At 38.2% G+C, this 26,405-nt stretch carries 28 protein-coding genes; 16 read left to right on the top strand and 12 right to left on the bottom strand.

Annotation, left to right across the window (positions count from 1 at the left end):
• Positions 1-4: 4 nt before the first annotated feature.
• From N0B29_RS07200 to N0B29_RS07180, 5 genes are read left to right on the top strand one after another with little or no spacing between them, the layout of a single operon-like run.
• Positions 5-760, top strand: a complete 756-nt coding sequence (locus tag N0B29_RS07200) for a hypothetical protein (RefSeq protein ID WP_263833025.1) — start codon at positions 5-7, stop codon at positions 758-760.
• Entirely contained in the window at positions 750-1,511 is a 762-nt protein-coding gene (locus tag N0B29_RS07195) for a TSUP family transporter (RefSeq protein ID WP_263833024.1), read from the top strand. Before N0B29_RS07200 ends, N0B29_RS07195 begins: the two co-directional genes overlap by 11 nt.
• Complete coding sequence (gene ligA, locus N0B29_RS07190; RefSeq protein WP_263833023.1) at positions 1,508-3,454, top strand: NAD-dependent DNA ligase LigA; 1,947 nt, start codon at positions 1,508-1,510, stop codon at positions 3,452-3,454. Before N0B29_RS07195 ends, ligA begins: the two co-directional genes overlap by 4 nt.
• On the top strand, positions 3,451-4,167 hold the full coding sequence (gene tlyA, locus N0B29_RS07185) for a 23S rRNA (cytidine-2'-O)-methyltransferase TlyA (protein WP_263833022.1): 717 nt from the start codon (positions 3,451-3,453) through the stop codon (positions 4,165-4,167). Before ligA ends, tlyA begins: the two co-directional genes overlap by 4 nt.
• Entirely contained in the window at positions 4,127-4,990 is an 864-nt protein-coding gene (locus N0B29_RS07180) for a bifunctional riboflavin kinase/FAD synthetase (RefSeq protein ID WP_263833021.1), read from the top strand. The genes tlyA and N0B29_RS07180 overlap by 41 nt, the downstream gene beginning before the upstream one ends.
• Here the strand turns inward: N0B29_RS07180 and N0B29_RS07175 are convergent.
• Entirely contained in the window at positions 4,969-5,751 is a 783-nt protein-coding gene (locus N0B29_RS07175; RefSeq protein ID WP_263833020.1) for a GGDEF domain-containing protein, read from the bottom strand. The genes N0B29_RS07180 and N0B29_RS07175 overlap by 22 nt on opposite strands.
• Before the next feature lie 106 nt (positions 5,752-5,857).
• Here N0B29_RS07175 and cmoA point away from each other — a divergent pair, with 106 nt between their 5' ends.
• Entirely contained in the window at positions 5,858-6,568 is a 711-nt protein-coding gene (gene cmoA / locus N0B29_RS07170; RefSeq protein ID WP_263833019.1) for a carboxy-S-adenosyl-L-methionine synthase CmoA, read from the top strand.
• Between the two features lie 17 nt (positions 6,569-6,585).
• Here cmoA and N0B29_RS07165 read toward each other — a convergent pair whose 3' ends face one another.
• The 4 genes from N0B29_RS07165 to N0B29_RS07150 are packed head-to-tail and all read right to left on the bottom strand — an operon-like array spanning position 6,586 to position 10,531.
• A complete protein-coding gene (locus N0B29_RS07165) occupies positions 6,586-6,852 on the bottom strand; it encodes a hypothetical protein (RefSeq protein WP_263833018.1) in 267 nt (88 codons plus the stop codon).
• A 2-nt stretch (positions 6,853-6,854) separates the two neighbouring features.
• Positions 6,855-7,880, bottom strand: a complete 1,026-nt coding sequence (locus tag N0B29_RS07160) for a DHH family phosphoesterase (protein ID WP_263833017.1) — start codon at positions 7,878-7,880, stop codon at positions 6,855-6,857.
• A gap of 44 nt (positions 7,881-7,924) precedes the next feature.
• The gene (flhA, locus tag N0B29_RS07155) at positions 7,925-10,117 is read right to left on the bottom strand and encodes a flagellar biosynthesis protein FlhA (RefSeq protein ID WP_263833016.1); all 2,193 of its coding nucleotides are present in this window, start codon (positions 10,115-10,117) and stop codon (positions 7,925-7,927) included.
• A gap of 9 nt (positions 10,118-10,126) precedes the next feature.
• The gene (locus tag N0B29_RS07150; RefSeq protein WP_263833015.1) at positions 10,127-10,531 is read right to left on the bottom strand and encodes an RrF2 family transcriptional regulator; all 405 of its coding nucleotides are present in this window, start codon (positions 10,529-10,531) and stop codon (positions 10,127-10,129) included.
• 238 nt (positions 10,532-10,769) lie between these two features.
• Between N0B29_RS07150 and rpsO the strand changes: the two genes are divergently transcribed.
• From rpsO to N0B29_RS07110, 8 genes are all read left to right on the top strand, one after another.
• Positions 10,770-11,048, top strand: a complete 279-nt coding sequence (gene rpsO, locus N0B29_RS07145; RefSeq protein ID WP_263833014.1) for a 30S ribosomal protein S15 — start codon at positions 10,770-10,772, stop codon at positions 11,046-11,048.
• 336 nt (positions 11,049-11,384) lie between these two features.
• Entirely contained in the window at positions 11,385-11,633 is a 249-nt protein-coding gene (locus tag N0B29_RS07140; protein ID WP_263833013.1) for a helix-turn-helix domain-containing protein, read from the top strand.
• Complete coding sequence (locus N0B29_RS07135) at positions 11,630-11,800, top strand: hypothetical protein (protein ID WP_263833012.1); 171 nt, start codon at positions 11,630-11,632, stop codon at positions 11,798-11,800. The genes N0B29_RS07140 and N0B29_RS07135 overlap by 4 nt, the downstream gene beginning before the upstream one ends.
• An 89-nt stretch (positions 11,801-11,889) precedes the next feature.
• A complete protein-coding gene (locus N0B29_RS07130; RefSeq protein ID WP_263833011.1) occupies positions 11,890-12,699 on the top strand; it encodes a hypothetical protein in 810 nt (269 codons plus the stop codon).
• Between the two features lie 114 nt (positions 12,700-12,813).
• Positions 12,814-13,617 (top strand): HrcA family transcriptional regulator, encoded by an 804-nt coding sequence (locus N0B29_RS07125; RefSeq protein WP_263833010.1) that lies wholly within the window; start codon positions 12,814-12,816, stop codon positions 13,615-13,617.
• Between the two features lie 3 nt (positions 13,618-13,620).
• Positions 13,621-14,187: a nucleotide exchange factor GrpE gene (gene grpE, locus N0B29_RS07120; RefSeq protein ID WP_263833009.1), complete on the top strand. Its 567-nt coding sequence runs from the start codon at positions 13,621-13,623 to the stop codon at positions 14,185-14,187.
• 26 nt (positions 14,188-14,213) lie between these two features.
• On the top strand, positions 14,214-16,103 hold the full coding sequence (gene dnaK / locus N0B29_RS07115) for a molecular chaperone DnaK (protein WP_263833008.1): 1,890 nt from the start codon (positions 14,214-14,216) through the stop codon (positions 16,101-16,103).
• 181 nt (positions 16,104-16,284) lie between these two features.
• The gene (locus N0B29_RS07110; protein ID WP_263833007.1) at positions 16,285-17,316 is read left to right on the top strand and encodes an HD-GYP domain-containing protein; all 1,032 of its coding nucleotides are present in this window, start codon (positions 16,285-16,287) and stop codon (positions 17,314-17,316) included.
• Between the two features lie 25 nt (positions 17,317-17,341).
• On the opposite strand, the gene ppk2 is transcribed toward N0B29_RS07110, so the two are convergent.
• Positions 17,342-18,235, bottom strand: a complete 894-nt coding sequence (ppk2, locus tag N0B29_RS07105; RefSeq protein ID WP_263833006.1) for a polyphosphate kinase 2 — start codon at positions 18,233-18,235, stop codon at positions 17,342-17,344.
• A 115-nt stretch (positions 18,236-18,350) separates the two neighbouring features.
• On the opposite strand from ppk2, the gene dsbD reads away from it, so the two are divergent.
• Entirely contained in the window at positions 18,351-20,102 is a 1,752-nt protein-coding gene (gene dsbD / locus N0B29_RS07100; RefSeq protein WP_263833005.1) for a protein-disulfide reductase DsbD, read from the top strand.
• Positions 20,103-20,393: a hypothetical protein gene (locus N0B29_RS07095; protein ID WP_263833004.1), complete on the top strand. Its 291-nt coding sequence runs from the start codon at positions 20,103-20,105 to the stop codon at positions 20,391-20,393.
• A 33-nt stretch (positions 20,394-20,426) separates the two neighbouring features.
• On the opposite strand, the gene kdsB is transcribed toward N0B29_RS07095, so the two are convergent.
• Genes kdsB through N0B29_RS07065 form a run of 6 tightly spaced genes read right to left on the bottom strand, consistent with a single transcriptional unit; the run spans position 20,427 to position 26,359 of the window.
• Positions 20,427-21,131, bottom strand: a complete 705-nt coding sequence (kdsB, locus tag N0B29_RS07090) for a 3-deoxy-manno-octulosonate cytidylyltransferase (RefSeq protein WP_263833003.1) — start codon at positions 21,129-21,131, stop codon at positions 20,427-20,429.
• Positions 21,128-22,624, bottom strand: a complete 1,497-nt coding sequence (gene thrC / locus N0B29_RS07085) for a threonine synthase (RefSeq protein WP_438874160.1) — start codon at positions 22,622-22,624, stop codon at positions 21,128-21,130. The genes kdsB and thrC overlap by 4 nt, the downstream gene beginning before the upstream one ends.
• Positions 22,625-22,632: 8 nt before the next feature.
• Complete coding sequence (gene argB / locus N0B29_RS07080; protein ID WP_263833002.1) at positions 22,633-23,484, bottom strand: acetylglutamate kinase; 852 nt, start codon at positions 23,482-23,484, stop codon at positions 22,633-22,635.
• Between the two features lie 33 nt (positions 23,485-23,517).
• Positions 23,518-24,456, bottom strand: a complete 939-nt coding sequence (locus tag N0B29_RS07075; RefSeq protein WP_263833001.1) for a tetraacyldisaccharide 4'-kinase — start codon at positions 24,454-24,456, stop codon at positions 23,518-23,520.
• Positions 24,449-25,582 carry a DegT/DnrJ/EryC1/StrS family aminotransferase gene (locus N0B29_RS07070; protein WP_263833000.1) on the bottom strand — a complete coding sequence of 378 codons (1,134 nt, stop codon included), beginning with the start codon at positions 25,580-25,582 and terminating at the stop codon, positions 24,449-24,451. Before N0B29_RS07070 ends, N0B29_RS07075 begins: the two co-directional genes overlap by 8 nt.
• Positions 25,583-25,591: 9 nt before the next feature.
• Complete coding sequence (locus tag N0B29_RS07065) at positions 25,592-26,359, bottom strand: NAD+ synthase (RefSeq protein ID WP_263832999.1); 768 nt, start codon at positions 26,357-26,359, stop codon at positions 25,592-25,594.
• Positions 26,360-26,405 lie beyond the last annotated feature (46 nt).

Here is a 26,405-nt window from a genome sequence, read left to right as displayed (position 1 = left end):
TTTTTTGGAAAAAATATTTAGCCTCTTAACGCGTATCAGCGAGCTTTATGCCATCCCACAATGGGCTGTCAACAGCGGTGCCATTGCAATTTGTATTATTTTAATTGCATTTCCTTTTGTAGCTCGTTATCTGATGCGCCCAAAATACTACAAATTTCGTGAACTCATTTTGTTTAAAGTGTTGTGGCGCTGGAAGTATAAAAAAGGCGATGTTATAGGCCTTTGGTGCTATTGTCCTAAGTGCCAAAGCATGCTAATGGTCGATGATGAAAATTGTCGTTCTGAGGAGACTTTGCAACATAAAATTACCTATTTTGTCTGCCCCGCATGCGGAGGTAACGAACTGGGTCGCGTTGTTGGAGGCGATAGACGCTATGTTTTAAGCTTAGTAAGACGTGAAATTTGGAGGCATATTCGTGAGGGAACGTACAATGAGGTTGCTTCCGCCACCAAAGAAGCACTCGATATTTATGTGAAACTTGAAGAAGCTAAAGCTGAAAACAATGCAGAAGCCCTAGCCACTTTAGAAGAAAAAGCAGAGAGTATAGAAACGGCGCTTGAGGAAAGTGTGGAAGAAATATCTCAAAGTGCTACTGAAGAATGCGAAGATACTTTACATGTAAAAGATACAGAGTTAGTCCCAACTGATCTTCCAACCTCAACCAAAGAAGAGCCAAAACTCTCTCAAGAAGATCGTAGCGCAGAAGAGATAGAAGCGGTGATTCGTGAAGAGAAGGAGATCAAAAAAGATGGAGTTTGAATTTTATTACTATCTTGTTTTCCTTCTGACGGGGCTTATTGCAGGCTTTATTGATGCTATTGCAGGAGGCGGTGGGATTATCACAATTCCTGTACTTTTAGCTTCTGGTATGCCTCCGCATATCGCACTTGCGACCAATAAACTTCAAGGTACATTTGGAAGTGGGATGGCTTCAATTAACTTTATTCGCAAAGGATTTATCTCTTGGCATGAGGTCTTTGTGGGTGTGCTCTACACGTTTATTGGTGCAGCACTTGGAACGTATGCCATTTTACTTATGGATGCAAGTATTTTAGCAAAGATTATCCCTGCAATGCTTGTGGGCATTTTTATCTACACACTCTTATCGCCTAAAATGGGTGAGAATGACCGTCATGCCTATCTTGGGCATCATCTCTTCTTTCTTATTTTTGGTATCGGACTTGGCTTTTATGATGGATTTTTTGGCCCAGGCACAGGTACCTTTTGGACAATAGCATTAGTGACACTCCTAGGCTTTAATCTTAAAAAAGCAACGGCACAAACAAAAGTGATGAATTTTACAAGCAATATAGTCTCTTTAGCTGTCTTTTTATGGAGTGGTAATGTCCTATTTGTGGTAGGTTTACTGATGGGGCTAGGACAAGTTATAGGGGCTTATATGGGCTCTAATATGGTCATTAAAAAAGAGGTGAAGTTTATCCGCACGTTTTTCTTAATTATGGTTGGACTGACACTTTTAAAACTTATTTATACCAGTTATATCGCATGAGCTACGAAGAATATTTAGCCAAAATTGATCTTGCCAATGCGTGGGCAAAGGCGTATTATGTTGATGATGCACCTGTGGCAAGCGATGAAGAATATGACAGGCTCTATCATGAAATCTTGAAGTATGAGCAAGAAAATCCTCTTTTTGCAGATGAGAGTAGCCCTACCAAGCGTGTAGGGGGCTTGGTGCTTGAAGGTTTTAACAAAGCGGAGCACAAAGCACGTATGTGGAGTATGGAAGATGTGTTCGATGAACATGACCTTGATGCGTGGATAGAGCGTGTTAAAAAAGTTCAAGAGCATTTTACTTTTTACTGTGAGCCAAAATTTGATGGTGCCAGCCTCAATCTCATCTATGAAAATGGCGTGCTCAAACAAGCCATTACGAGAGGTGATGGAAGCATTGGTGAAGATGTGACCGAAAATGTTAAAACCATTGGCTCCATTCCTTTACGCATCAACTATCAAGAGCCCATCGAAATTCGTGGTGAAGTGGTGATTAAAAAGGCAGACTTTGAAAGGCTTAACCAAGAGCGCTTAAGTCTTGGTGAGCCTCTGTTTGCCAACCCACGCAACGCCGCAGCAGGGAGCCTTAGACAGCTTGATACAAGCATTACCGCGAAGCGAAAACTGATGTTTTACCCGTGGGGTATTGGGGCAAATACTCTCACACAGAGCTTTTTAAGTCAAAAAATGAGCTTTGTTTACAGTCTTGGCTTTTTACAACCACCTCGTATCGTCGTAACCAAAAGTGTGGATGATGTGCATACCCTCTATGCAGAACTCATAGCCAAGCGCGATGAGATTGAGATGATGATGGATGGCATGGTTGTTAAGGTCGATGATGCAAACTTGCAAGAAGAGCTAGGCTATACTGTAAAGTACCCTAAATGGATGGTAGCGTTTAAATTTCCCGCGATTGAGAAAGTGACACAACTGAAAGACATTACACTTCAAGTAGGACGTACCGGTGTGGTAACACCTGTGGCGGAAGTAGAAGCTGTGAACATTGAAGGTGTCATCGTCGAGCGAGCGACCCTACACAATTTTGATGAGATCGAGCGCAAAGATATTCGCATAGGGGACAGCGTCATTATCATCCGTAGTGGGGATGTTATTCCTAAGATCATCAAAGTGCTTGAAGATCGTCGTAATGGAAGTGAAAGAGTGGTTCAAAGACCGATAAATTGTCCGGTGTGTCATAGCGAGCTTTTGGACGATGGTGCACTCATTAAATGTCAAAACCTCTCCTGCGATGCAAGGGTTTTAGGGGCAATGATTCACTTTGCATCTAAAAAAGCACTCAATATCGATGGTCTTGGCGACAAAATCGTTGAACAACTTTATGAGCAAAAACTTGTTTTACATGTAAAAGATCTCTACGCCTTACGATTAGAGCAACTACTCGAATTAGAAGGCTTTAAAGAGAAGAAAGCACAAAATCTTTTAGAGGCGATTGAGCAGAGCAAAGGAGTGAGCTTAGAGAAGTTCATTAATGCTTTGGGGATTGAGCATATTGGTGAAGTGGCAGCTAAAAAGATTGCACGAGCATTTGGCTTGGAGTGGCTCGAAGCAAGTTATGAGCAAATTATCGCGCTTGAGGGATTTGGTGAAGAGATGGCGAAGAGCTTGATAGAGTTTATCCATGTCAATAAGCACGAAACCTATGAATTGATGGCAGTTATTCAACCCATCGCCTCAAAACTAGAGATAACCGAATCTCTTTTTACAGGTAAAACGGTAGTGTTAACAGGTTCTATGAGTAAGCCACGTGATGACATCAAAGTGATGCTTGAAAAATTGGGCGCAAAAGTGAGTGGGAGTGTCTCTAAAAAGACCGATTTTGTCATTTATGGCGAAGAAGCAGGCAGTAAGTTAGCTAAAGCCTTAGAACTGGGTGTAAAGACACTGAGTGAAAGTGAATTAAACGAGATGATTTTATGAGACTAGATAGTTATGTGTTTGAAAAAGGGTTCGCCCAAAGTCGCAATAAGGCAGCAGAACTTATTAAAGAGGGCAGTGTTTGGCTTAATGGCAAAGTAGAGCGTAAGAGCTCTGTGGAGATCGGTGAAAACGATACGGTTGAAGTGACAAAAATTGTTCAATATGTGAGTCGCGCGGGACTTAAGCTTCGTGGCTTTATTAATGAATTAGGGTTACATGTAAAAGACACAGATATTCTAGACATTGGGAGCAGTACGGGTGGTTTTGTTCAGGTATGGCTTGAGGAAAATGCCAAGAGTGTGACGGCTGTGGATGTTGGAAATGAGCAGCTTCACCCAAGTCTAAAAGTCGATTCTCGAATTATTTTACATGAAAATAGTGATATTCGACTTTTTGAGCCAAAACGAACCTATGATATGGTCAGTTGCGATGTTTCGTTTATAGGGATTGGTGCTCTTTTAGAATCTATTGATCGATTGGCAAAGCGTGACATTATTATTTTATTTAAGCCACAATTTGAAGTGGGAAAAGATGTTAAACGCACAACCAAAGGTGTCGTTAAAGATGGCTCGGCTATTATTCGCGCACAACATCAGTTTGAGGCGCAAACCGTAAGCCTTGGCTGGCAGTTGGTCGATAAAAGAGAATCGCTTATTAAAGGGAAAGAGGGGAATGTTGAGACGTTCTACTATTTTAAAAAAAGAGAGTGTTGACGCATTAGCCATCGGTAGTTTTGATGGCATTCATGTAGGACATCGACAACTTATTAATCATTTAGGTGAGAATGGTGCGCTTTTTGTTATTGACAAAGACCAAGCCAACCTAACCCCTGGGATTAAACGTAGTGAATATGCCGGATATCCGTGTATGTTTTTTCATTTTTTAAAAATCAAACATCTCAGTGGTGCAGAATTTGTTGAACTCTTAAAAAAAGAGTTTATCAACCTCAAAAAAATCGTTGTCGGATATGACTTCTTCTTTGGCGCGCATCGTTCTTGCAATGCGTATGATCTTCAAAAGTTTTTTGATGGCGAAGTGATCATTGTTGAAGAGTATAGCTATAAAGGTGTTTCAATTCATTCAAGTGTTATTCGTAGTTATTTACAAGAAGGGCGCTTGAGCGAGGCAAATCGTTTCTTAGGGCGTGAATATGCCATTACAGGCGATGTCATTACAGGTCAGGGACTTGGCAATAAAGAACTTGTTCCAACACTAAATCTCAAAGTCTTAGAGTATCTCATTCCTCGTGAGGGTGTTTATGCTACACGTACAAAAATAGCACAGCATATTTATAACTCGGTATCGTTTATTGGTACACGTCATACAACCGATGGGCAATTTTCAGTTGAAACACATATATTGGATGAAACCATTAGCGAAATTCAAGGAGCCATTGAGCTCTTTTTTGTAGAGTTTTTACGCGACAATCAAAAGTTTAACACACTTTTGGATCTTAAAATACAGATAGAACAAGATATCAAAGAGGCAAGAAAACATCTCTTTACATGTAAAGTTTATCTCAGTGATTTTTTATAGTCGTACATCTTAATATCTGCATTTTCAAGGACACTTTTAAAATTGTCTTTGGCTTTAAACGAAGCAACACCAAATGAAAAATCAATATAAAAAATTTCTTGATTGTGTTTAAAAGGAGTTTTTTTGAGGTTATAATTAACAGTATGTAAAATTTTATGTATTTCATCTTCATCATGTTGATCACTAATCATTAAAAACTCATCACCTGCAAAGCGTACAGCTGTGGTATCTTTGACTTTTTTCAAGACTTTTCCGATCACATGCAAGACTTTATCTCCTATAATATGTCCAAAAGTATCATTGATGTTTTTAAATTTATTGATGTCAATAAATGCCAAAAGACCATTGTTTTGGAAGTGATCATCCCTAAGAATCTTTTCAAAAAGCCACCTTCGATTATACAGACGTGTCAGCTCATCGATGTAAAGTTCTTCTTGCAAAGAAGCAATTTTTGATTCAAGCTCAATCATATTGTTTTCAATAAATTGAAGTGCCATATTGTCTTTATTGGTAATCGCAATCCGTGCATTGACAACATTCTCTTTGAGTGCTGAGGCTGAACGTTCCGTTTCATTTTGGATGAGTTGAATTTTCTGAAGGGCGTAAAGCATTGCCGCTTCTTTGTCAATATCGTCTAGATTGATTTCAAGCTCTTTTGCTTTGCTATAAAATACATCTTGATAGATTTCGGGTAAAACGATCTCAAGATTTCGTATTTCTTTAATGGTCAGATCGGTAAGCTCTTGCAGTTGTTTGTTCATAGAAGTGACCTGTATGAGAATTGTTAACAGTATAGGCACAGAATGCTTAATAGTAAATAATATTTTGTTATAATCGCGAATATTTTTAGTAATGGAACATATTGTAATGGATAAAGTATTTACCAAACCTATTACCAAGCAATTTGAATTTGATGAGGATGTTGCTGTTGTTTTTGATGACATGTTGGAGCGTTCAATTCCTTTTTATAAAGAGGTCATTGATCTTACATGTAAAACAATTTGTCTACATGTAAAAGAGGGCGCACGTATTGTTGATCTTGGCTGCTCAACCGCCAATACTCTTTTAGCATTGCACAAAATGAGTAATAAAAGCTATCATCTTTTAGGGATCGATAATGCTGAAGCGATGCTGCATCTTGCCCGCCAGAAGGTACATGCGTATGGTGCGAAGATAGAGCTTATATCTGCTGATATTACCCAAGTGGATTTAAGCCTGCAAGATGCGATCATTGCCAATTATATGCTTCAGTTTATCCGCCCACTGCAACGTGCAGAGTTTGTGTCAAAAATTTATGAAGCATTAGCACCCAATGGTTTTTTTGTTTTTAGCGAAAAAATTGTATTTGAAGATAAAGAACTCAACAAACAGATGATAGACCTTTACTATGATTTCAAGCGTCAGCAAGGTTACAGTGACTTTGAAATTGCACAAAAAAGAGAAGCTTTAGAGAATGTTTTGATTCCTTATACCGAAGACGAAAATAAAGAAATGCTTAGAAATGCTGGATTTGACACGATAGAAACAATTTTTAAATGGGGAAATTTCGCAACATTTATTGCAAAAAAGAGGGTGTAGAGAGCGTTTCTCTACACTTATTTGTGAAATAGTTTTGGATTTTTGTTTTTGATGTACTCAATGACTTCGATAACCTCTTCAAAGCCCATCTCACTGTCTTCATCTTCATCTTCAAAAACTTCATCTAACCCTTTGAGGTAAAGATCAATTGCTTTGGGTATATCTTCTTTTTTAACGCCTGCAAAGTAGAGTGCCGCACCTAGCATGTCCGCCAGTTGCATTGCCATCTCTTCGATTTCAATTTCTGCTTTTTCAAGCTCTTTTTGGAGTTCTTTGGCTTCCATGCTTATCCTTTATTGGCGATGATGCTCATCACTTGTGATTTGATGTTATCATAGATAAAAGCATCTTTGAAATTGCTGAGAAGTCCACCACTGGCATTATGGTGTCCACCACCATTTGCGATTTGCGCTGCAATCTTACTGACATCCACTTTACCGTTTGATCGTAGGCTAATGGTCTTTTTAGAGGTAATATCCATAAAAAAGTCCATGTCTGGATTGGCGGTTAGAAAATCGTTTCCAATGACGGAGACATTACCAATGTTATAGGTAAGAATTCCTTTGTAATCTTTGTAGCTAATTTGCATTTTATCTCTATTCTGAGTCAGTAAAATGACATTATAAGCGGATACGAGGTTACTGAGTGTATTGTTTGTTGTTGTGACAAAAAACGATTTTTTAATGCCATGAATCGCATCATCTAAAGCGATATGTGCTTCATTACATGTAAAGTACTCTTGCGCTTTAGAAAGCAAGGCAAAGATGTACTTGTTATTCTCTTCTGGGAACATGATTTTATTGACCTCTTTTGCTCCGCTAACCAGTCCCATACACACTTTCCCAAGCTCAAACTCAGGCTCATTTTCAAGCCAAATATCCACGGAATTGACCACGTCAACGAACTTGCCTAGTTGTTCATCTTTGCCATAAAGTGCACTGAAAAAATCATACGTAATTTTAGTTGCACAACGGCTAGAATCTAAGAAATACCATTCAAACGCATCAGAACATTCCTGACCAGTTTTATGATGATCTAAAACAAACATCATGATTTCTTTGTCGCAAATACTGACTTTGGATTCAAACTCTTTGGCTTGATCCATCGTAAGGTTAAGATCGGTGATCAAAATAACATGTTTTTCTAAAGTCGAGGTTTGTATTGCCGCTAAAATCTGATTAAAACATTCGTTGATTTCTTTACCATAATTGGAGTTGTAAAAATGAATCGAATCAAAATAATGAGCACTCACCATCTGACAGCCATAGCCATCTAAATCTGTGTGTGAGAGGTGGTGTAACGTATAGTTCATAAAAGTCCTTAATGCTTAGTGATAAAATAAAAAGTGTATTGGTTTTAGAGCTTCTCAATTTCGATAGAGCCCATAACTTCAAATTTAGAGCTTGAATCGATTTCAGCATGTGAAAGTACCACGATATCGAGTCCAAATTTCTCAAAAATATCAGATAATGATTTGCGTAGCATCGGATCAACGATGATAACCACGGGTGCAACACCTTTGTGAAGCAGTACCGCCGCTTCGTCACTGCATGCTTTCACAAGGGTATTGATCTGCCCAATGTTCAGAACAAGATCACGCACACCATCACGCTCTCTAAGAGCATCTAAAAGCTTTTGTTCAGTCCCTGCGTTGAATGTAAGTAGCTTTAAGACGCCATTGTCATCTTTATACTGTTTCGTGATAACACGCGCGAGTTTTGCACGTACTTGCTCTACAATAATAGAGACATTTTTAGTGACTTCAGCGACATCACTGATCGTTTCAACAATGGTAAGTAGATCTTTAATAGGAATCTTCTCATGAAGAAGCGCTTTAAGCACTTTTTGAATGAGCCCTACATTGGCAACTTTGAGACAATCGGTGACAACCACAGGATAATCTTTTTGCAGTTTATCAATAAGGCTTTGTACTTCTTGACGCGTAAGAAGTTCTTCCGCGTATTTTTTGATCAGTTCGCTTAGATGCGTTGAAATAACGGTTGCTGGATCAACAGTGGTGTAACCTTTAATGATGGCATCTTCTTTAGCACTCGCTTCAATCCAAATGGCATCTAGCCCAAAAGCAGGCTCTTTGGTAGGTATGCCTTGAACTTTATCAATCGTCAAGCCACTGTCCATTGCCATAAATTTATCAGGGTAGATTTCACCACTTCCAATTTCAATGCCTTTAAGCAAGAGTTGGTAGTGGTTTGGACTTAAGTGTAAGTTGTCACGAATACGCACTTGTGGAATAAGATAACCAAAATCAGATGCAATTTTACGGCGCATACTTTTAACTCTCTCAAGTAGGTCACCACCTTGTGCAGGATCTGCCAATTTGATGAGTTGATAGCCCAAGTCGAGTTCCAAGATTTCCAGTTTAAGAATGTCATTAAGGGTTGTTTCTTCTTCTTTACGCAACTCTTCTGGGCTCTTCTTAGGAGCAGCATTTGCTTGCGCTTTACTCTCTGCTTCTTGTTTGGCTTTTTGAACAGCCACAGGCGTAGAAGCAAAGAACTTTTGAAAGGAGAAGTTACCTTCATTGGTTTGTTTAACAAGGTACCCAAGCCCTAAGAAAATGAGTCCTACAAACATGAGCGAGAGTGTTGGAAGACCTGGTACGAGTGAAAATAAGACGAGGATAGAACCTACAATAAGGAGTGTTTTGTGCTCGCCAAAAAGTTGTTGTACTGCACCATCAGAGAAGCTAACATCGTCAGCCTTGTTCGCACGAGTAATCAAAATACCCGTTGCCGTTGAAGTAATCAATGCAGGGAGTTGCGAGACTAGACCATCACCAATGGTCAGAATCGTATAGGTTTGGGCACTGGTTCCAAGGTCGAGCCCGTGTTGGAATGAGCCGATAAGAAAACCACCAATGATGTTAATAATGGTGATGATAATACCAGCAACCGCGTCACCCTTAACAAATTTACTCGAACCGTCCATTGCTCCATAAAAGTTGGCTTCTTGAATAATGTCTTCACGGCGTTTACGAGCTGTTTTTTCGTCAATCAAACCAGCATTAAGGTCAGCATCAATTGCCATTTGTTTACCAGGCATTGCATCGAGGGTAAAACGCGCTGCAACCTCTGCAACCCTTGTTGAACCTTTGGTAATAACCATAAAGTTAATCAAAACGAGAATCGTAAAGACAACAACACCGATGACATAGTTACCGCCAACGACAAATTGACCAAAGCTAGAGATGATTTCACTAACAGCGTCAGGGCCTAGATGACCATTGGTAAGAATCATTCTCGTTGTTGAGATATTCAGCGCCAACCTAAAGAGGGTAATAATTAAGATAAGTGTAGGAAACGTTGAAAGATCAGTTGGTTTAGGTATGTAAAGCGAAATCAAGATAATCAGTACAGAAACAGAGAGCGAGATGACCAAGAAAAAATCGAGCACAGGGCTAGGCAGAGGAACGATAATAATCGCCAAAATGGAGACGATAAAAACAACAACAGTAAGATCTTTTGCTTTGACAAGAGGCTCTAGGTAGGGGATAACCCTAGCGAGGAGCGCATTTTGATTTTTAGCCAATAAACACCCTTAAATTTCAATAATATCTTTAAGTGTCATATTATCCAAAAATAGATCAATTTTCGTTTGAAGCTTATTTAAGATAGGCCAAACGCGGCAAAAATCACCTTTTCCTCCAGGGCATTTTTGTGTCGAAGGTGAGCATTCAAAAACCATCGTTTGCTTTTTTTCAGCGCATTCAACAATGGCTTTTAAGGTGACTTCTTCAGGCTTTTGTGCGAGCATAAAACCGCCATGTGCGCCTTTAAAAGAGCTTAGGATATTCTCTTTTGCCAATGCTTGGAGGATTTTAGCCAAAAAACTTTTTGAAATACCGAGCTGATTGGAGAGTGTATCGACATCTTGTGGAGTGTTTTTTTGGGAAATAATAATCAATGATAGCAGTGCATATTCACTGGCTTTGGTTAATAACATAATGTCTTTCCTCAAGATTTCAGGTTAAATAAGAGAAATATTGTACTAAATAAACGTTATATTTAGCTTTAATTACGAAGATAACTCATAAAAGTTGGGTAGGGTTGATTTTATTTAAGAGGCTTTTTCAAAGGTAATACAGCAACACAAATGAGCTCATAGACAATTTTCTTTTTTTTAGCTACAATTCCAAGCTTTTTATTTAAAAGTAAATTCAAATACCAATCAGGAGGTCATTATGGCTTTAGGTTCGGCGGAAAAACAAGTAATTGTTAGTCAGTTTGGCAGAAAAGAGGGAGACACAGGTTCTCCAGAGGTACAAATCGCGCTTCTTTCTAAAAGAATTGTTGATTTAACAGAACATCTTCAGAGTAATAAAAAAGATCACTCTTCAAGATTAGGACTTCTTAAACTCGTTGGTCAACGCAAACGATTGATGCAATATCTTAAACGTAAAGATTTTGTTACTTACAGCAAAGTCATTAAAGAGCTTTCTATTAGAGATAATAAAAAATAGTCAGTGCTTTACATGTAGGGTGGAATTTCCATCCTACATACTCTTCTTCCTTTTCTCCTTTTTCATCCCTTTTCTTTTTTACATGTAATCGATTTTAACACCTCATTCTTAGCACATCAATTTACTACTATTCTCTTTTCTTTTCATGGTCATTTTTATATTTATACAGTTTTACGTATAAATATAGTAATTATATGAGTAAAATAATGTAAAAAACGTTATTTATATCAAATTATTGTATTAAAAATGTAGTAAAACGTTATTTTTTAGATATAATAACTTATAAAAACATCGTATTTATGTATAATTAATTAAGCCTTAGCTAAAATCGTATACATGAAAACAAACGATATTTTTAATCTCCTTCATAATGCTGTTGAGTCAAAATTCTTTGGCAAAAAAATCTCTCAGCGTGAGATGGCAGATAAATTGGGTGTATCGATGCGAACCTACCAAGACTGGAAACTTGGTAATTCACAACCTCAAGCCGCAGCAGCCATTTTTAAAATGCTTGGTGAACTGGAAGAGGGCGATGCCTTGCGATTAATTCAACGCATAGCGCATGAACTAAAGGATGAAAAATGAGTACGTTATCTCAAAATGAAAGACAAGCGTTAAACGACATCTTCACAGCCATCACTGAAAAAGAGACTTTTTTCTCAAAACTCAAAGAGAGCAAGGGCGAGATCAAACACTTTTTTAAACTCCTTGTAATGCGCAATAGAAAACGCCTAAAACATCCCATTCGTTAATACGCTTCATCCCTTCACTGCTTCTTTAAGGAATTCAACCTTATAATTTTCAAGATTTTATGTTTACAGTTAAAATTTTGGAGACTCTTATGCAAACCAAATTAAATTCCGCTTTTCTTCTATTTCTACTTTTTCTCAACTCAGTATTATGTGCAGATAACAATACAAGGCTTGACCCTACGTTGGAGATGGTAAAAAAAGTATTTCCAACCATTCAGTGTAATCAGCAACAACTGTTGTTACGTTATGAGGGGACTTACGTTAAAAAAGGTTTCTGGCTTGAACTTGAAAAAACGAAAAATTATGCATTATCTGCAAATCAAGAAAGTGATTTTCTTATTATTTCTATTAATGAATATGGTCTCGGCATTAGTTTTAATTATCATGAAGGACAAGGTTTTGAATGTACGTTTGAGAAAGACAATGTGCTATGGTCATGTAATGATCATTGGTGTAGGAAACTTCAAATTGATCACCAAAAGCAGCTATTTATGAGTGCTGGTAGCTATGATCTTAAAGATTTTGCATCTTTGTTTAACAAAGATATCCCAATGGATGGCCCTTTCATACGAATTGGAAAAGATGGTGATGATAGTGCATATTTTGAGAAGATTTTTCAACATAAATGTTATACCAGTGATATAGGAGAAAAATGGTGTTTTGGAAAAGAAGAAATAACAATTGATAGTAAGGTTCATAAAGTTTATTTAGAGTTAGATATAGTCTTTACACCAAAGTATGGTAATGCCCTTGCGTTTAACGATAAATTGAGTGATAATTTGTTTGTTTTTGTACCTTATAAAAATGGATGGAAAATCTTTCAAGATTCTTGGATTGACAGCGAAAATCACGTAGAGGTAAATCCACTCACAGACAAGCCGTGGCGCATACTACAGTAAAGAGTGAACGATTGTGTTATTTTCTTTAGTCTGGATTAATATTGTGATTACTTGACAATAATACACTCAATGTTGTATAATTTCATCAGCAATTAAACATGAAGAGTGCTAAAAATGAAAAAACCTTCGAAGCAAGAGTTGATTTTAGATGCGATTATTCAAACTTATCTAAAGTCAAAAATGCCTATTGGCTCTTCTGAGCTACAGATGAAGATGACACTTGGTATTTCTCCATCAACCATACGCATTTATTTTAAGAAACTCTCCGATGAAGGCTCATTAGTACAGTTACATGTAAGCAGTGGACGTGTTCCAACACACAGTGCTTTGGTCGATTATTGGCAAGACAAGCTAGACCCGACGCATCCTTTAGAAATCAAAAGCATCGATAAAATTAAACGCTCTACCAATGAGCATAATCTTTTTTGCATTGTGGAAAAGAGTGCAAATGCTCCTTTTAAAGAGTTGGTAACGGTTCAAAACCGCTTTTTGATTTTGGTGTTTGATGGACATGAGGTTGTTCTGAAGTTTAATGCGAAAGTTGAGCAGTTTTTACAACGCCTTGTTGGGTGTCAAATGCGCGAACTTAAAGACATTTCCGCACAAGTGGGGCTTTATGAGTTGCATGAAAAACTCTCCACTATTTTCTCGCAAGCGCCTATTTTAAGAGAGGGTGAGCGCGAGATGTATTCCATTGCTAAAGAGCTCCAAAATGATGCGTTTATAGAGAGGTTTCAGACGCTTCATTTTGTAGAATCTATCAACAATGGACTCTATTTTGATGGTTTTGTTCCACAAGGATGCATGGCAATCAAGCAAAAGGCACAGCTCAAAGATGAAGATGCAACAGTCGATCTCTTCTGTTTCGGACGCATTGAGAGTAATTTTGAAGATTTTTTTAATCAAGTTAAGGAGTAACATGTGGATGAAAAAGTAAAAGAGGAACAGGTTGTCTCTGATGTTTCTTCTGAGATAGTCCCTGAGTGTTGTGAGGAAGAAAAAGGCGAAGAGTGTGCGTGTGAGCAAGAGAACGAAGTTGAACTGTTAAAAGCGAAAGTTGCTGAACTTGAAGATAGATATTTAAGAGCAAATGCAGACTTTGACAATATGAAACGACGTTTGGAAAAAGAGAAAATGCAAGCAATTTCCTATGCGCACGAAGTTTTTGCGCGTGATCTTTTGCCTGTTATTGACTCTTTAGAAATGGCAATTCTTGCGGGAAGTAACACCGAAATTGAAAGTGGAGAGCTTCTTAGTAAGGTGAAAGAGGGCTTAGGACTCACGATTGATCAGTTTAGAAAAGCATTTGAGAAACATGGTATCGAACTTGTAGATATTGAAGGCACATTTGATCCAAATTTTCATGAAGCGGTCATGCAATTAGAGAGTGAAGAGAAAAGTAGTGGTGAGATTTTGCAGGTTTTCCAAAAAGGTTACAAGATTAAAGAGCGCATTTTAAGACCAGCAATGGTTAGTATCGTAAAATAGTAAAAATTAAAATAAAAGGATAAAAAATGGGAAAAGTAATTGGTATCGATTTAGGAACAACAAATTCATGTGTTTGTGTTTATGAGCGCGGTGAAAGTAAAGTTATCCCGAATAAAGAGGGTAAAAACACTACTCCATCTGTTGTTGCATTTACCGATAAAGAAGAAGTACTTGTAGGAGATACAGCTAAACGTCAAGCGGTTACCAATCCTAAGAGAACCATCTACTCTATTAAGAGAATTATGGGTCTTATGAGCAACGAAGACAAAGCAAACGAAGCTAAAAAACGTCTTCCGTATGCGGTTGTCGATAGAAATGGCGCATGTGCGATTGAAATTGATGGTAAAGTCTATACGCCACAAGAGATCAGTGCAAAAGTTTTGATGAAACTCAAAGAAGATGCAGAAGCGTATCTTGGTGAAGAAGTAACAGATGCGGTTATCACCGTTCCTGCATACTTTAACGATTCTCAAAGAAAAGCGACGAAAGAGGCTGGTACGATTGCAGGCTTGAACGTTCTTCGTATTATCAACGAGCCAACAGCTGCGGCACTCTCTTATGGTTTGGATAAAAAAGAGGCTGAAAAAATCGTTGTTTATGACTTGGGTGGTGGTACATTTGACGTTACGGTACTTGAAACTGGCGACAATGTTGTTGAAGTTCTCTCAACCGGTGGCGATGCATTCTTAGGTGGTGATGACTTCGATAACCGTTTAATTGACTGGTTAGTAGCTGAGTTTAAAAATGACAATGGCATTGATCTTAAAGCAGATGTAATGGCACTTCAACGTCTTAAAGAAGCAGCTGAAAATGCGAAAAAAGAGCTTTCTTCTTCGAATGAGACAGAGGTTAACTTGCCATTTATCACTGCAGATGCAACAGGTCCAAAACACCTTGTTAAAAAATTGACTCGTGCTAAATTTGAATCTATGATTGAAGATTTGGTTGCACTTACGATTAAAAAAATCAAAGAAGTTGTTAATGACTCTGATTTGAAAAAAGCTGAAATTAAAGAGATCGTTATGGTTGGTGGATCAACCCGTGTTCCTTTAGTTCAACAAAAAGTAAAAGAGTTTTTTGAGAAAGAACTTAACAAATCTGTGAACCCTGATGAAGTTGTAGCGATTGGTGCTGCGATTCAAGGTGCCGTTATTAAGGGTGATGTCAAAGATATTCTTCTTTTAGACGTAACTCCTCTAAGCCTTGGTATTGAGACTTTGGGTGGTGTTATGACTAAATTGATTGAGAAAGGTACAACGATTCCTGTTAAAAAATCTCAAGTGTTCTCAACAGCGGAAGATAACCAACCAGCGGTTACCATTCATGCCCTACAAGGCGAGCGTGAGTTTGCAAGAGATAACAAATCACTCGGTCAGTTTAACCTTGAGAGCATCCCACCAGCACCTCGTGGTGTACCACAAATCGAAGTTGCATTTGACATCGATGCGAACGGTATCTTAACCGTTTCTGCTAAAGACAAAGCAACAGGAAAAGCGCAAGAGATCAAAATCTCTGGTAGTTCAGGACTTGACGATGCTGAAATCGAGAAAATGGTTAAAGATGCTGAACTTCATAAAGAAGAAGACAAAAAACGTAAAGAAGCGGTTGATGCTAGAAATCAAGCCGATGCACTTGCGCACCAAACAGAAAAATCTTTAGGTGAAATGGGCGATGCCATTAGCGCTGAAGAGAAAGCAAAAATCGAAGCAGAGCTTAAAGCCCTTAAAGAAGTTCTTGCAAACGAGAGTGCGACAAAAGAGCAAATCGATGCAAAAGTAAAATCTTTGAGCGAAGCGAGCCATAAACTTGCTGAAGCAATGTACAAAAAAGACCAAGGTGAAGCAGGCGGTGCAGCTGGTGGTGAAAAACCAAAAGCTAAAAAAGATGACGATGTCATCGACGCTGAAGTAGAATAATAACCTCTCTTTTTCTACCTTCGTTGTATTCGCTTGACTGAGAATACAACGAAGATTAACTTTTTTCTTACAATTTATTTCTAAAAACAAATAATCCTATTTATTTCACATTGACGTGATACAATATGCATAATCAAAAATTTTTTAGTATGCTATGCATGTATAGTTAAGGTATTGTATTATGGGAAAAGTGGTAAAAATATTTTTAAATCAAGGGTTTACGCCAGTCGACAAGAGTGTTTTTAGGCGTGGTACGTGTTTGGATTTTGACTGTTACATTCAACGGTTTAACGGTTTTGCGATCTTGCTTGAAAGCGGTACGATTTTAGATGATGAAATCTACAGCAAACTCATTAATCGTGATTTACAAATATATGTGGCAAATAAAAGTTATAGCATGTATAAACAGTATCGTGAGGAAAGCCTTTCTAAGATTTATAACTTATCAGAAGAGGACGATTTGATCAGCTTTGAAGAGGCTGTTAAAAATTGTATTGATATTTATCAAATTGTATCACGTTCGAATACGATTAATGGAAAATTAAAAGCTATTTATATCAATGCTAAATATCTTTTTGATGCATGGATTAGGCATAAAGAGGATAAATATATTCCCATTGAAGCTATTGATATTATCGTAGAAGAATTAGTTTCTGTTGTCAATAAAGAACGCATTATCCTTTCTAAGATTAATGATTTTTTAGATGAGCAAGATTCTCTAGCAGCACATTTTGTTAAAGTCGCTTTTTTTGCTTCAATTATTGGAAGCCAAATAGGTATTGATATGACAGATCAGAAAAAATTAGTTTTAAGCGCAATTTTACATGATGTGGGTAAGTGTGAATTAGATGAAACATTGTTAAAAAAGCCTGACTTTTTGAATGAAGATGAAGTCAAAAAAATTCAAACACATTCAGAGGCTAGTGTTCATTTAGTCAAACGTAGCGGTATCAAAGACAGGATTGTTTTAAATGCGATCAAAGAGCATCATGAGCGATTAGATGGAAGTGGTTATCCTCGTGGCATTGATAGCACAAAAATCAGCCCATTTGCTAAGATTATTGCGATTTGCGATATGTTTGATGCCTTGATTACGATAAAGCCGTATAGAGGTGCCTATAGCACTTATAATGCTTTATCGCTTATTCGTGAAGAGTCTAATAGCAGATTAGATGCCAATTATATTAAACTTTTAATTAAGCATCTCAGATAAAGTATAACGCTTTACATGTAAAGCGTTAACCGTTTAAATGGGAAAGATTTTCACTCGGTAAGCTTTTCTCCATAATCTCTATCTCTTGTTTGCCTGAACGCACAATAGTCTCATCTGTTTTAAGGTGTCTTTTTTTAATTTTATCAGGGTAGTCTACGTTTCGCAAAATGTATCGGATGGTATTAATCCTTGCTTTTTTCTTATCGTCTGAGAGAATAATAGTCCAAGGGCATTTGGGATTGTTTGAAGCTAAAAGCATAGAGTATTTTGCAACCGTATATTGATCCCATAGTTCTTGTGATTTTTCATCCACTGGTGAGAGCTTGAACTGTTTAAGTGGGTCTGTTTTACGCTCTTTGAAACGTTTTGCTTGCTCTTCTTTACTGACTGAAAAATAGAATTTGAAAAAGAGAATTCCAGCATTAGCGATCATTGTTTCAAATTTAGAAACTTCCCGTAAAAACTCTTTATGTTCTTCTTGGGTACAAAACCCCATAACAGGCTCTACACCCGCACGGTTATACCATGATCGATCAAACAGTACGATTTCTCCTGCTGAAGGCAAGTGTTCGGTGTAGCGTTGAAAATACCATTGAGAGCGTTCGGTATCGGAAGGTTTAGAAAGAGCAACAATTCTAGCTCCTCTTGGATTTAGGTGCTCAGTTATGCGCTTGATGGTTCCGCCTTTTCCCGCAGCATCGCGACCTTCGATGATAATGAGCACTTTAAGCCCTTTATCTTTCACATGATTTTGAAATTTAAGCAGCTCTATTTGAAGTCTTTTGAGATCTTTTTCGTACTTGATTTCGCTTTTCTTCACCCAGATTTGGACTTTGTCATCTTTTTCTTTTGTCGACTCTTTTGCTACGACTAATTCTTCGTTTTGTAGTACGATTTTTTCTTTTTTCTTCTTGCCCATAATCTGCTCCTGTATTGACATGTAACACTCTATAATACTCTTAAAATCGTTGTAATTTAAAAAACATTTAGACTTCTTCGCTACAATAGAAAATTATTTCATAAAAGGTGATTTTGTGCAACATATTCTACGATATTCTACCTTGTTCTTTTTGTTAATGGTCTCTCTTTTTGGCATTGAAAAGCCAAAGGTTTTAACACCAGAAGAAGCTTTTAAAATAACAGCGACACACAATTTGCAAGGAACGATTATTAGTGTTGTGTTAGGTGAGGGAATTTACCTGTACGATGATAAAATTAAATTAGAGCTCACACAGCCTAAAGTTGTTGATATAACAGGTTGGGTTGAGCGACCAAAAGCTGAGAATTTTCATGATAATATGACCCAGCGAAAGCCTTTTGAGCTTTTTGTTCCGCAAAGCTTGCTTGAAGATCAGGTCAAAAAAGGCAATTTTACGCTTAGACTCTCCTATCAGGGCTGTTCAGAGCGAGGTATTTGTTATCAGCCATTAACCAAAGATTTTACGTTTAATCTCAAAGGCTCGACACTTGTTCAAACTGAGAGTTCTCTCTCCGAGCAAGATAGGATTGCCCAAAGTTTTATAAGTGGAAATATCGCTTTTATTTTACTGAGTTTTTTTGGCTTTGGTCTTTTACTTTCTCTCACGCCGTGCGTGTTCCCGATGATTCCTATTCTCTCTTCCATTATTGTTTCGCAACCCAGTCATGCAATGAGCGCTAAAAAAGGGTTTTGGCTCTCTTTAGTCTATGTACTCGCAATGTCGCTTGCGTATACTTTAGCAGGGATCCTTGCGGCACTTTTTGGCTCTAACCTTCAATCTTCTATGCAAAATCCTTGGGTGATTGCTGTTTTTAGTGCGATTTTTGTTTTGTTAGCGTTCTCAATGTTTGGGTTTTATGAGATTAAGATGCCTTCGTTTATTCAAACTAAAGTCAGTAAGAAAACGGGTGAAGTTCAAACACAAGGTGTTTTTGGCATCGCTGTTATGGGCTTTTTATCGGCACTGATCGTAGGACCTTGCGTAGCCGCTCCGCTTGCTGGCGCACTTATTTATATTGGTCAAAGTGGCGATGCGTTGTTGGGTGGTAGTGCGTTGTTTGTCATGAGTCTTGGTATGGGAGCTCCACTCCTTCTCATTGGTACAACGGCTGGCAAATATATGCCACGTCCTGGTGTATGGATGCAAAATATCAGCACTTTTTTTGGTGTGATGCTTCTAGGTGTTGCCATCTGGATGCTTTCTCGCATTGTTCCAAGCTCTGTCAACATGGCGCTTTGGGCAGGACTCAGTATCAGCGCTTCGATCTATTTTGGAGCCATTGAACCTTTGGGTGAGCACGCTAAGGGCTGGCATAAAGTATTGAAAAGTTTTTTATTTATGGTGTTGGTGTATGGTGTTGCGCTTTTGGTAGGTTTATTAAGCGGTGCAAGCAATCCTTTAGCGCCATTTGAAAAATTTACGCCCAAAGAGAGTGTGTCAACCGCTACGACTTCATCATCATTTACAAAGATTACAAGTATTGATGCGTTAAATCTTGCCCTCAAAAACAGCTCTAAACCAGTGATGTTAGATTTTTATGCCGATTGGTGTGTCAACTGTGTTGAATTTGAGCAGTTTACCTTTAGTGATGCGAGGATAAAAGCAAAGCTTGACCAATTGACGTTGCTCAAAGCAGATGTGACACAAAATACTCCAGAAAATCAAGCGCTTCAAAAAAACTTTAATATTTATGGACCACCTGCGATTTTGTTTTTTAAAGAGGGCAAAGAGCTGAGTGAGTTTCGTTTGGTTGGCTTTAAAAATGCCGATGAACTTCTAGCGCATCTTGAAAAATTAGGACTCTAAATGAAAGTTATATTGATTGTTGAAGTTGAAGGCTTAAAAGACCAAGTTGTCTTTGAAAAACACCTCAAAAAAGAGGGGATTACGCCCATTGAAGGGGAAGTGTTCGCCTATGAGGGTGATACCACAACGCATCTGTTTAGTACCCGTGCTTTTATGTTAGAAGTGCTTGAAAAAGGGCTTAAAAAATCTGGATTTGAGTCGTGTAAGATTATTTTTCAAGTGGGTGAAAATCCTATGGAAGCGTATCTTTTCAGCCAAGAAAACGATACGTTTGAGTCAGTAGCGGTTTAAATCTCAAGAGAGCAATCGCTCTCTTGACGTCTGTTATTTAAAAAAAGCGAGTGCTCTCTCTAAATCTTCTTTGGTATCGATTCCAAAACTTTGGCTTTCCACTTCCACCATGGCAATTTTATAACCATGGTATATGGCTCTAAGTTGCTCAAGCTTTTCGATGTGCTCGATAGCCGCATAAGGAAGGGTACAAAACGTTTCAAGTGCCTTTTTGCGAAACGCATAAATGCCTAAATGCCCAAAGTAACCTTCAAATCCACCTTCACGATCATAAGGAATAGGGCTTCTGGAAAAGTAAATAGCGTTGCCATGTGCGTCTAAAATAACTTTGACAAGGTTGGGGTCTTTTACATGTAAAAGGTCAATCTTTTTACACGCACTGGTGATCATAGCATCCGTCTGCTGTGAGCGCTCAATCACACTTTGAACCACACGCTCTTCAATAAATGGCTCATCAGCTTGCACATTAATAACGATTTCATTGTCTTTAAGGTTGAGTTTTTGCGCCGCTTCATTAATGCGGTCTGTCCCACTTTGGTGCTCTTTTGAGGTAAGAATAGCTTTAAATCCATAGTCATGTGCCAGTGCAACAACTTCTTCAGTATCGGCAGCAATGGCAACATCGTCTAGGTTTTCAACACGTTTGGCAGTGGCTATGACCATAGGGAGACCATTGATGTTGGCTAAAATTTTATTGGGAAAGCGTGTTGAAGCAAGGCGTGCAGGGATAATAATCACTTACACTCCTTTTTACATGTAAGATTTAAAAAGTCAAAAATTTCTGCTTCAATGTTCTCTTTTGCAACGACTTTATCGTGAATAACAGTCTCGTTAAAGAGGGTGCTGATGCAGTTTGGAATCTTTACATGTAAAGCGTTGCTGATGCCTTCAAGTGCCTCTTTATCGCTGTATTTTATGCTGTTTTGATTAATCGCATTGAACATCGTTGGGGCAAATTTTGTCCATTCAGCTGTTGAGCAAAGAACAGATGGAAGAGGCTTTGCTTTAAGCTCTTTATAGGCTTTCAGACATGTCGCGGTGTGCGGGTCCATAATGTAGCCCTTGGACGCATAATGACTGATCTGCTCTTTACCAAACGCATCATCACAGTAAACCGCTTCAAAATCTGCTTGTAAACTGGCTAATTCTTCTTTGGTCAACGTATAAAGTTTATTCTCTTTAAGTGCTTCCATAAGCTCTTTGGTGCGCTTTGAACCAAATTTATCGAACAAAACACGCTCAACGTTGGATGAGATCAAAATATCCATTGCAGGGGATGTTGTTTGAAGGAGACTTCGATTTCTTAGATCATAAACACCGGTAGTGATAAGGTCTGTAAGAATATTATTGATATTGGATGCAATAAGGATTTTTTCAACTGGAAGACCCATTTTTTTCGCGTAATACGCGCCCAAAGCATTTCCAAAGTTACCACTAGGAATGATGGTGTAAAAAGGCTTTCCAAGCTCAACTTTGCCGTGTTTTAACAGTGCCACATACGCATAAATATGGTAGATGATTTGGAAGATAATACGTCCAAAATTCACCGAATTTGCGGCACTTAGTTTAATATCTTTGGCACTTAGTGCTTCTTTAAAACTTGGAGAGGCTAGAAGGTTTTTGAGCGCATTTTGAGCATCATCAAAATTGCCATGAATACCAATGATTTTAAGATTTGGACTCTTTTGCGTGGTCATCTGTAGGCGTTGTACATCACTTGTTCCACCATCAGGATATAGACACACGACTTTGATATTTGGTTTGTTAGCAAACGTATCAAGCGTTGCTGGTCCTGTGTCGCCGCTGGTTGCTGCAAGAATGAGATATTGCTCGTTTAACTTTTGCGCAAGGTGCGAGAGAATGTAGCCAAAAGGTTGCAATGCCATATCTTTAAAAGCACGTGTTGGTCCATGATAGAGTTCATTGACAAACAAATCATCTTCGATTTGAACCAGTGGTGTAGGCTCGCTTGCATCATCAAATTTGTCATACAAAGCAACCGCTTTTTGCATGACTTCTTCTTCAATGTCAATGTTAAAGAGTTTTAAAATATCAAGCGTGATCTCTTTATAGCTTTTTTTTGAAGCCTTCTCTAAAAAGGCTGTGTCAATTTTAGGGAGGTTCTCTGGCACATAAAGTCCGCCAAAGCTTGCGCTTGGGTTTAAAATAGCAAATGAAAAGGGAACTTTGTTTGGTTTAATACCATCATTTCCACGAGTTTCGATAAACATAATCGTCCTTATTCTTTAATAATTGTGCCAATACCATCTTTGGTAAAGAGCTCTAGTAATATGGAATGCTCAACCCTGCCATCAATAATGTGGGCGCATTCAACACCACCTCTGATGGTTTCTAAGCAGGCATCAAGTTTTGGGATCATTCCACCAGTGATCGTGCCATCTTTTTTAAGGGCTTTGATTTTTGCTTTGTCAAGGCTAGAGATGAGATTGCCTTCTTTATCAAGTACACCGGGAGTGTCCGTGAGGAAGATGATTTTTTTGGCTTTCAACGCTACAGCAATTTTGCTGGCTGCTAAATCAGCATTGATGTTATAGCCTGGATGATCAACCGTGTCACCTGCTGCAATAGGCGCAATGACAGGGATAAATTTTTCACGAATAAGATGCTTGAGTACTTTCTTATCAATCTTCGTAATATCACCGACTAAGCCGTATTTGCCATCATCCATAGGCTTTGCACGCATAAAATTAGCATCTTTGCCTGTAATGCCAATAGCTTTAGCCCCATGATGATTTAAAAGGGTTGTTATCTCTTTGTTAATGCTACCGCTGAGTACCATTTCAACCACTTCCATGACCTGTTCGTCTGTCACACGAAGCCCATCAACGAAGTTGCTTTTCACTTCTAATTTATCAAGAAGAGCGTTGATTTTTTTACCACCACCATGTACGATAACAGGTTTAATGCCCACAAGGTAGAGTAAAACAATATCTTTTGCAAATTGTTCTTTAAGCTCAGGATTGATTTGTGCGGCTCCGCCGTATTTGATAACAATGGTTTTTTTGCTAAATTGTTTAATGTACGGCAGTGCGTCCATCAAGATTTGTGCTTGTTGTATTTTATGTTGCACAGCAAATCCTTCTGTAAAGGTTAAAGCCTTATTTTAGCGTTTAGGAGCTAAAAGTGTGTTTATTTTTGTAAGTGTTTCAGGGAAGATTTCGACTTCAAGTTTGAGGATAGAAAGAGGAAGATCAAATGTTGCCATTTTAACGGCATCTTTTTGTGTTGTTAGAATAGACGTCGCTTGATGTTCATGCAGTAATGCTTCGAGCTCTTTTTCATTGTACATGTAATGATCTTCGAAGTTTATTTTAGCGATGACATTTTCAGGTAAATAGGCATCTAGCCTGCTTGGTTTCGAGATAGCTGTCACTAAAAGCATTTTTTCGCTGGGATTAATGACTTCAACATGACGTCTAAAATTATTCTCTTCTGAAATGACAAGATCAGCATTTTGATATAAAAATCGAGGTTCTCTGTAAGGTCCGCTTGGAAGACAAAAGCTATTTTTGGGTTCAGGATTTGGCTTGACCAAAATGTCGACTTTCTGGATGAAACTTTTTGAAAAGCCATCATCTAAAAAGATGATTTTTGCCCCTTTACGTTTAGCAAAACGTATGGCTTCAACTCGATCTTCACTGACGATTACCGTAGATTCAGGCAGTGACTTGGCATAAAGCATGGCTTCATCACCACTTGCCATTGCATCACACATGATTTGCCCATTATCGGAGACCAAAATAAGCCCATGCGATTTACGCCCATAGCCTCTAAGAACAATAGCAACATCTGTATACTCTTTGGCTAAAGCAATACAAAAAGGTGTTTTCCCATTTCCGCCAACGGTCAAATTTCCAATACTCACAATAGGAATCGTAAAAAAGAGTTTTTTTCGTTTTCCTTGAAATCGTTTCCACAAAACGATGGTGCAGTAAATGGCACTTAAAGGAAGTAAGCAATACGACAAGAGTCGTTGGAAGATGGAAGTAGGGTAGAAGAGATACGCTTCTACCCATAAAACAAAACGTGAACGATTAAACACGATTTTTAGCGATCTCTTTAATTTGGTCACAAATATGTAGAACATCTTTATCACTAAGGCTTGAATAGATCGGTAGAGATAAAATCTGTTGGTAATTACTGAGTGCTTTTGGAAAATCATTGACGCGCAAGTTATACTTGTGCTTGTAATAGCTTAAAAGGTGTAAAGGAATATAGTGAAGACCTGTATAGATACCACGCTCTTTAAGCTCTTTGGCAAAATTATCTCTGTTTTTATCAATTTTGATGATGTACTGTGCATAAGTGTGGTCACGTTTTTTGATTGGTGTCGAAACGTGTGGGCAAGAGGCAAGTTCACGGTTATAAATATCCGCAATTTCTTGTCTTCGCTCAATAAAACTTTCATTTTTTTCTAACTGACCAATGGCAAAAGCTGCGTTAAGTTCATTAAGATCGTATTTAAGACCAATATCAACAACATCATAAACATAACCAAGGTTACCAAATTTATCCCAACCCTCCCCAACGAGCGCATGGTTTCGAAGTAAGCGAGCACGTGCTGAAAGCTCAGGGTCTTTGGTAGTCATCATACCAGCACTTGATACAGAGTTATTGGACTGTGGATTAAAACGAAAAACAGTAATATCTGCTTCAAGTGAGCCAATTTTTTTACCATTGTAGGTTGCACCAAGAGCGGCAGTAGCATCTTCAACGATTTTAATGTCATACTGTTTTGCCAACTCATAGATACGAGCCATATCGGCAGGCTGACCTGCAATATGACTGATGAATGCGCCTTTGAGTTTTTTAGCAGTATTGTTTTTAAGAACACTCTCTAACTGATCGACGTCGATATTAAAATCATCTTTATCAATATCAACAAAAATAGGTTCAGCGTCAAAATGACGTACAACTTCAGCAACAGAAGGGAAAGCATTAACGGAGCAGATGATTTTATCACCGCGTTTAAGATCTAACGCGCACATCGCAAGGTGCATTGCCGCTGTACCATTTACTGTTGAGATTGCATCGCCACAACCTGTGTATTTTACAAACTCTTTTTCAAGCATTTCAACTTTGTTTGCCTTTTCCAAATCCAAAACTTCATTGATAAGCGTTTTTTCTCTTTGGTCGATAAATGGTTTATAAAATGGTATTTCTTTCATGTTTATCCTTTATTTTACCGCTGTCAAATCAGCTATGGTTGGGAGTTTACCTTTAAATCTATTGCTTGCAATACGTTCTAACGCCATTTCTACAAGTTCACGGTCATAACCTGATGCAAGAAGTGCTTCTTTATTTTTACCTTCTTCCATGTGAGCATAGAGGACTTGGTCAATGTGTGCATAACTAAATCCAAACTCTCCTTCATCGCTTTGATCTTCCCAAAGATCAGCCGATGGTGCCTTGGTAAGAATCGAATTTGGAACACCAAGGTGTGCTGCAAATTCAAAAATCTCTGTTTTATAAAGCTCACCAATGGGGTTGATGGCGCATGCCAGGTCTCCAAAAATAGTGCCGTATCCAAGAAGAATTTCGCTCTTGTTTCCTGTTCCTAATACAAGTGCGTTTTCACGCGCTGAAATGTCATATAAAACAGACATACGCATCCGTGCACTAAAATTACCAATGCGAAGTTTTGAAGCATCTTTTTTATCATGGAAGTAAGTATCAACAAGCGGACCGACAGGAATTTTCTCAGTTCTAATGCCAAATTTTTGGCAAAGTTCATTTGCATGCTCTAGACTTGCATGGCTTGAAGTAGAAGCTGGGAGCATAATTCCAAGTAAATTATCTTTGAAAGCTTTATGGGCAAGAATGGCAACAACAGCTGAATCTATGCCTCCACTAATCCCTAAAACTACTTTTGAAAAACCAGCTTTTCGCACCTCATCTTGAAGAAACTTAATTAAAAAATTTTCGATGGATTGGTATTTGTTCACGACAGTAACCTCATAAGCAATTTGAGCAACGACTCAATTATACTAA

The organism is Sulfurospirillum oryzae, assembly GCF_025770725.1.
Taxonomy (GTDB): domain Bacteria; phylum Campylobacterota; class Campylobacteria; order Campylobacterales; family Sulfurospirillaceae; genus Sulfurospirillum; species Sulfurospirillum oryzae.
This window is presented reverse-complemented; position numbering and strand designations above follow the sequence as displayed.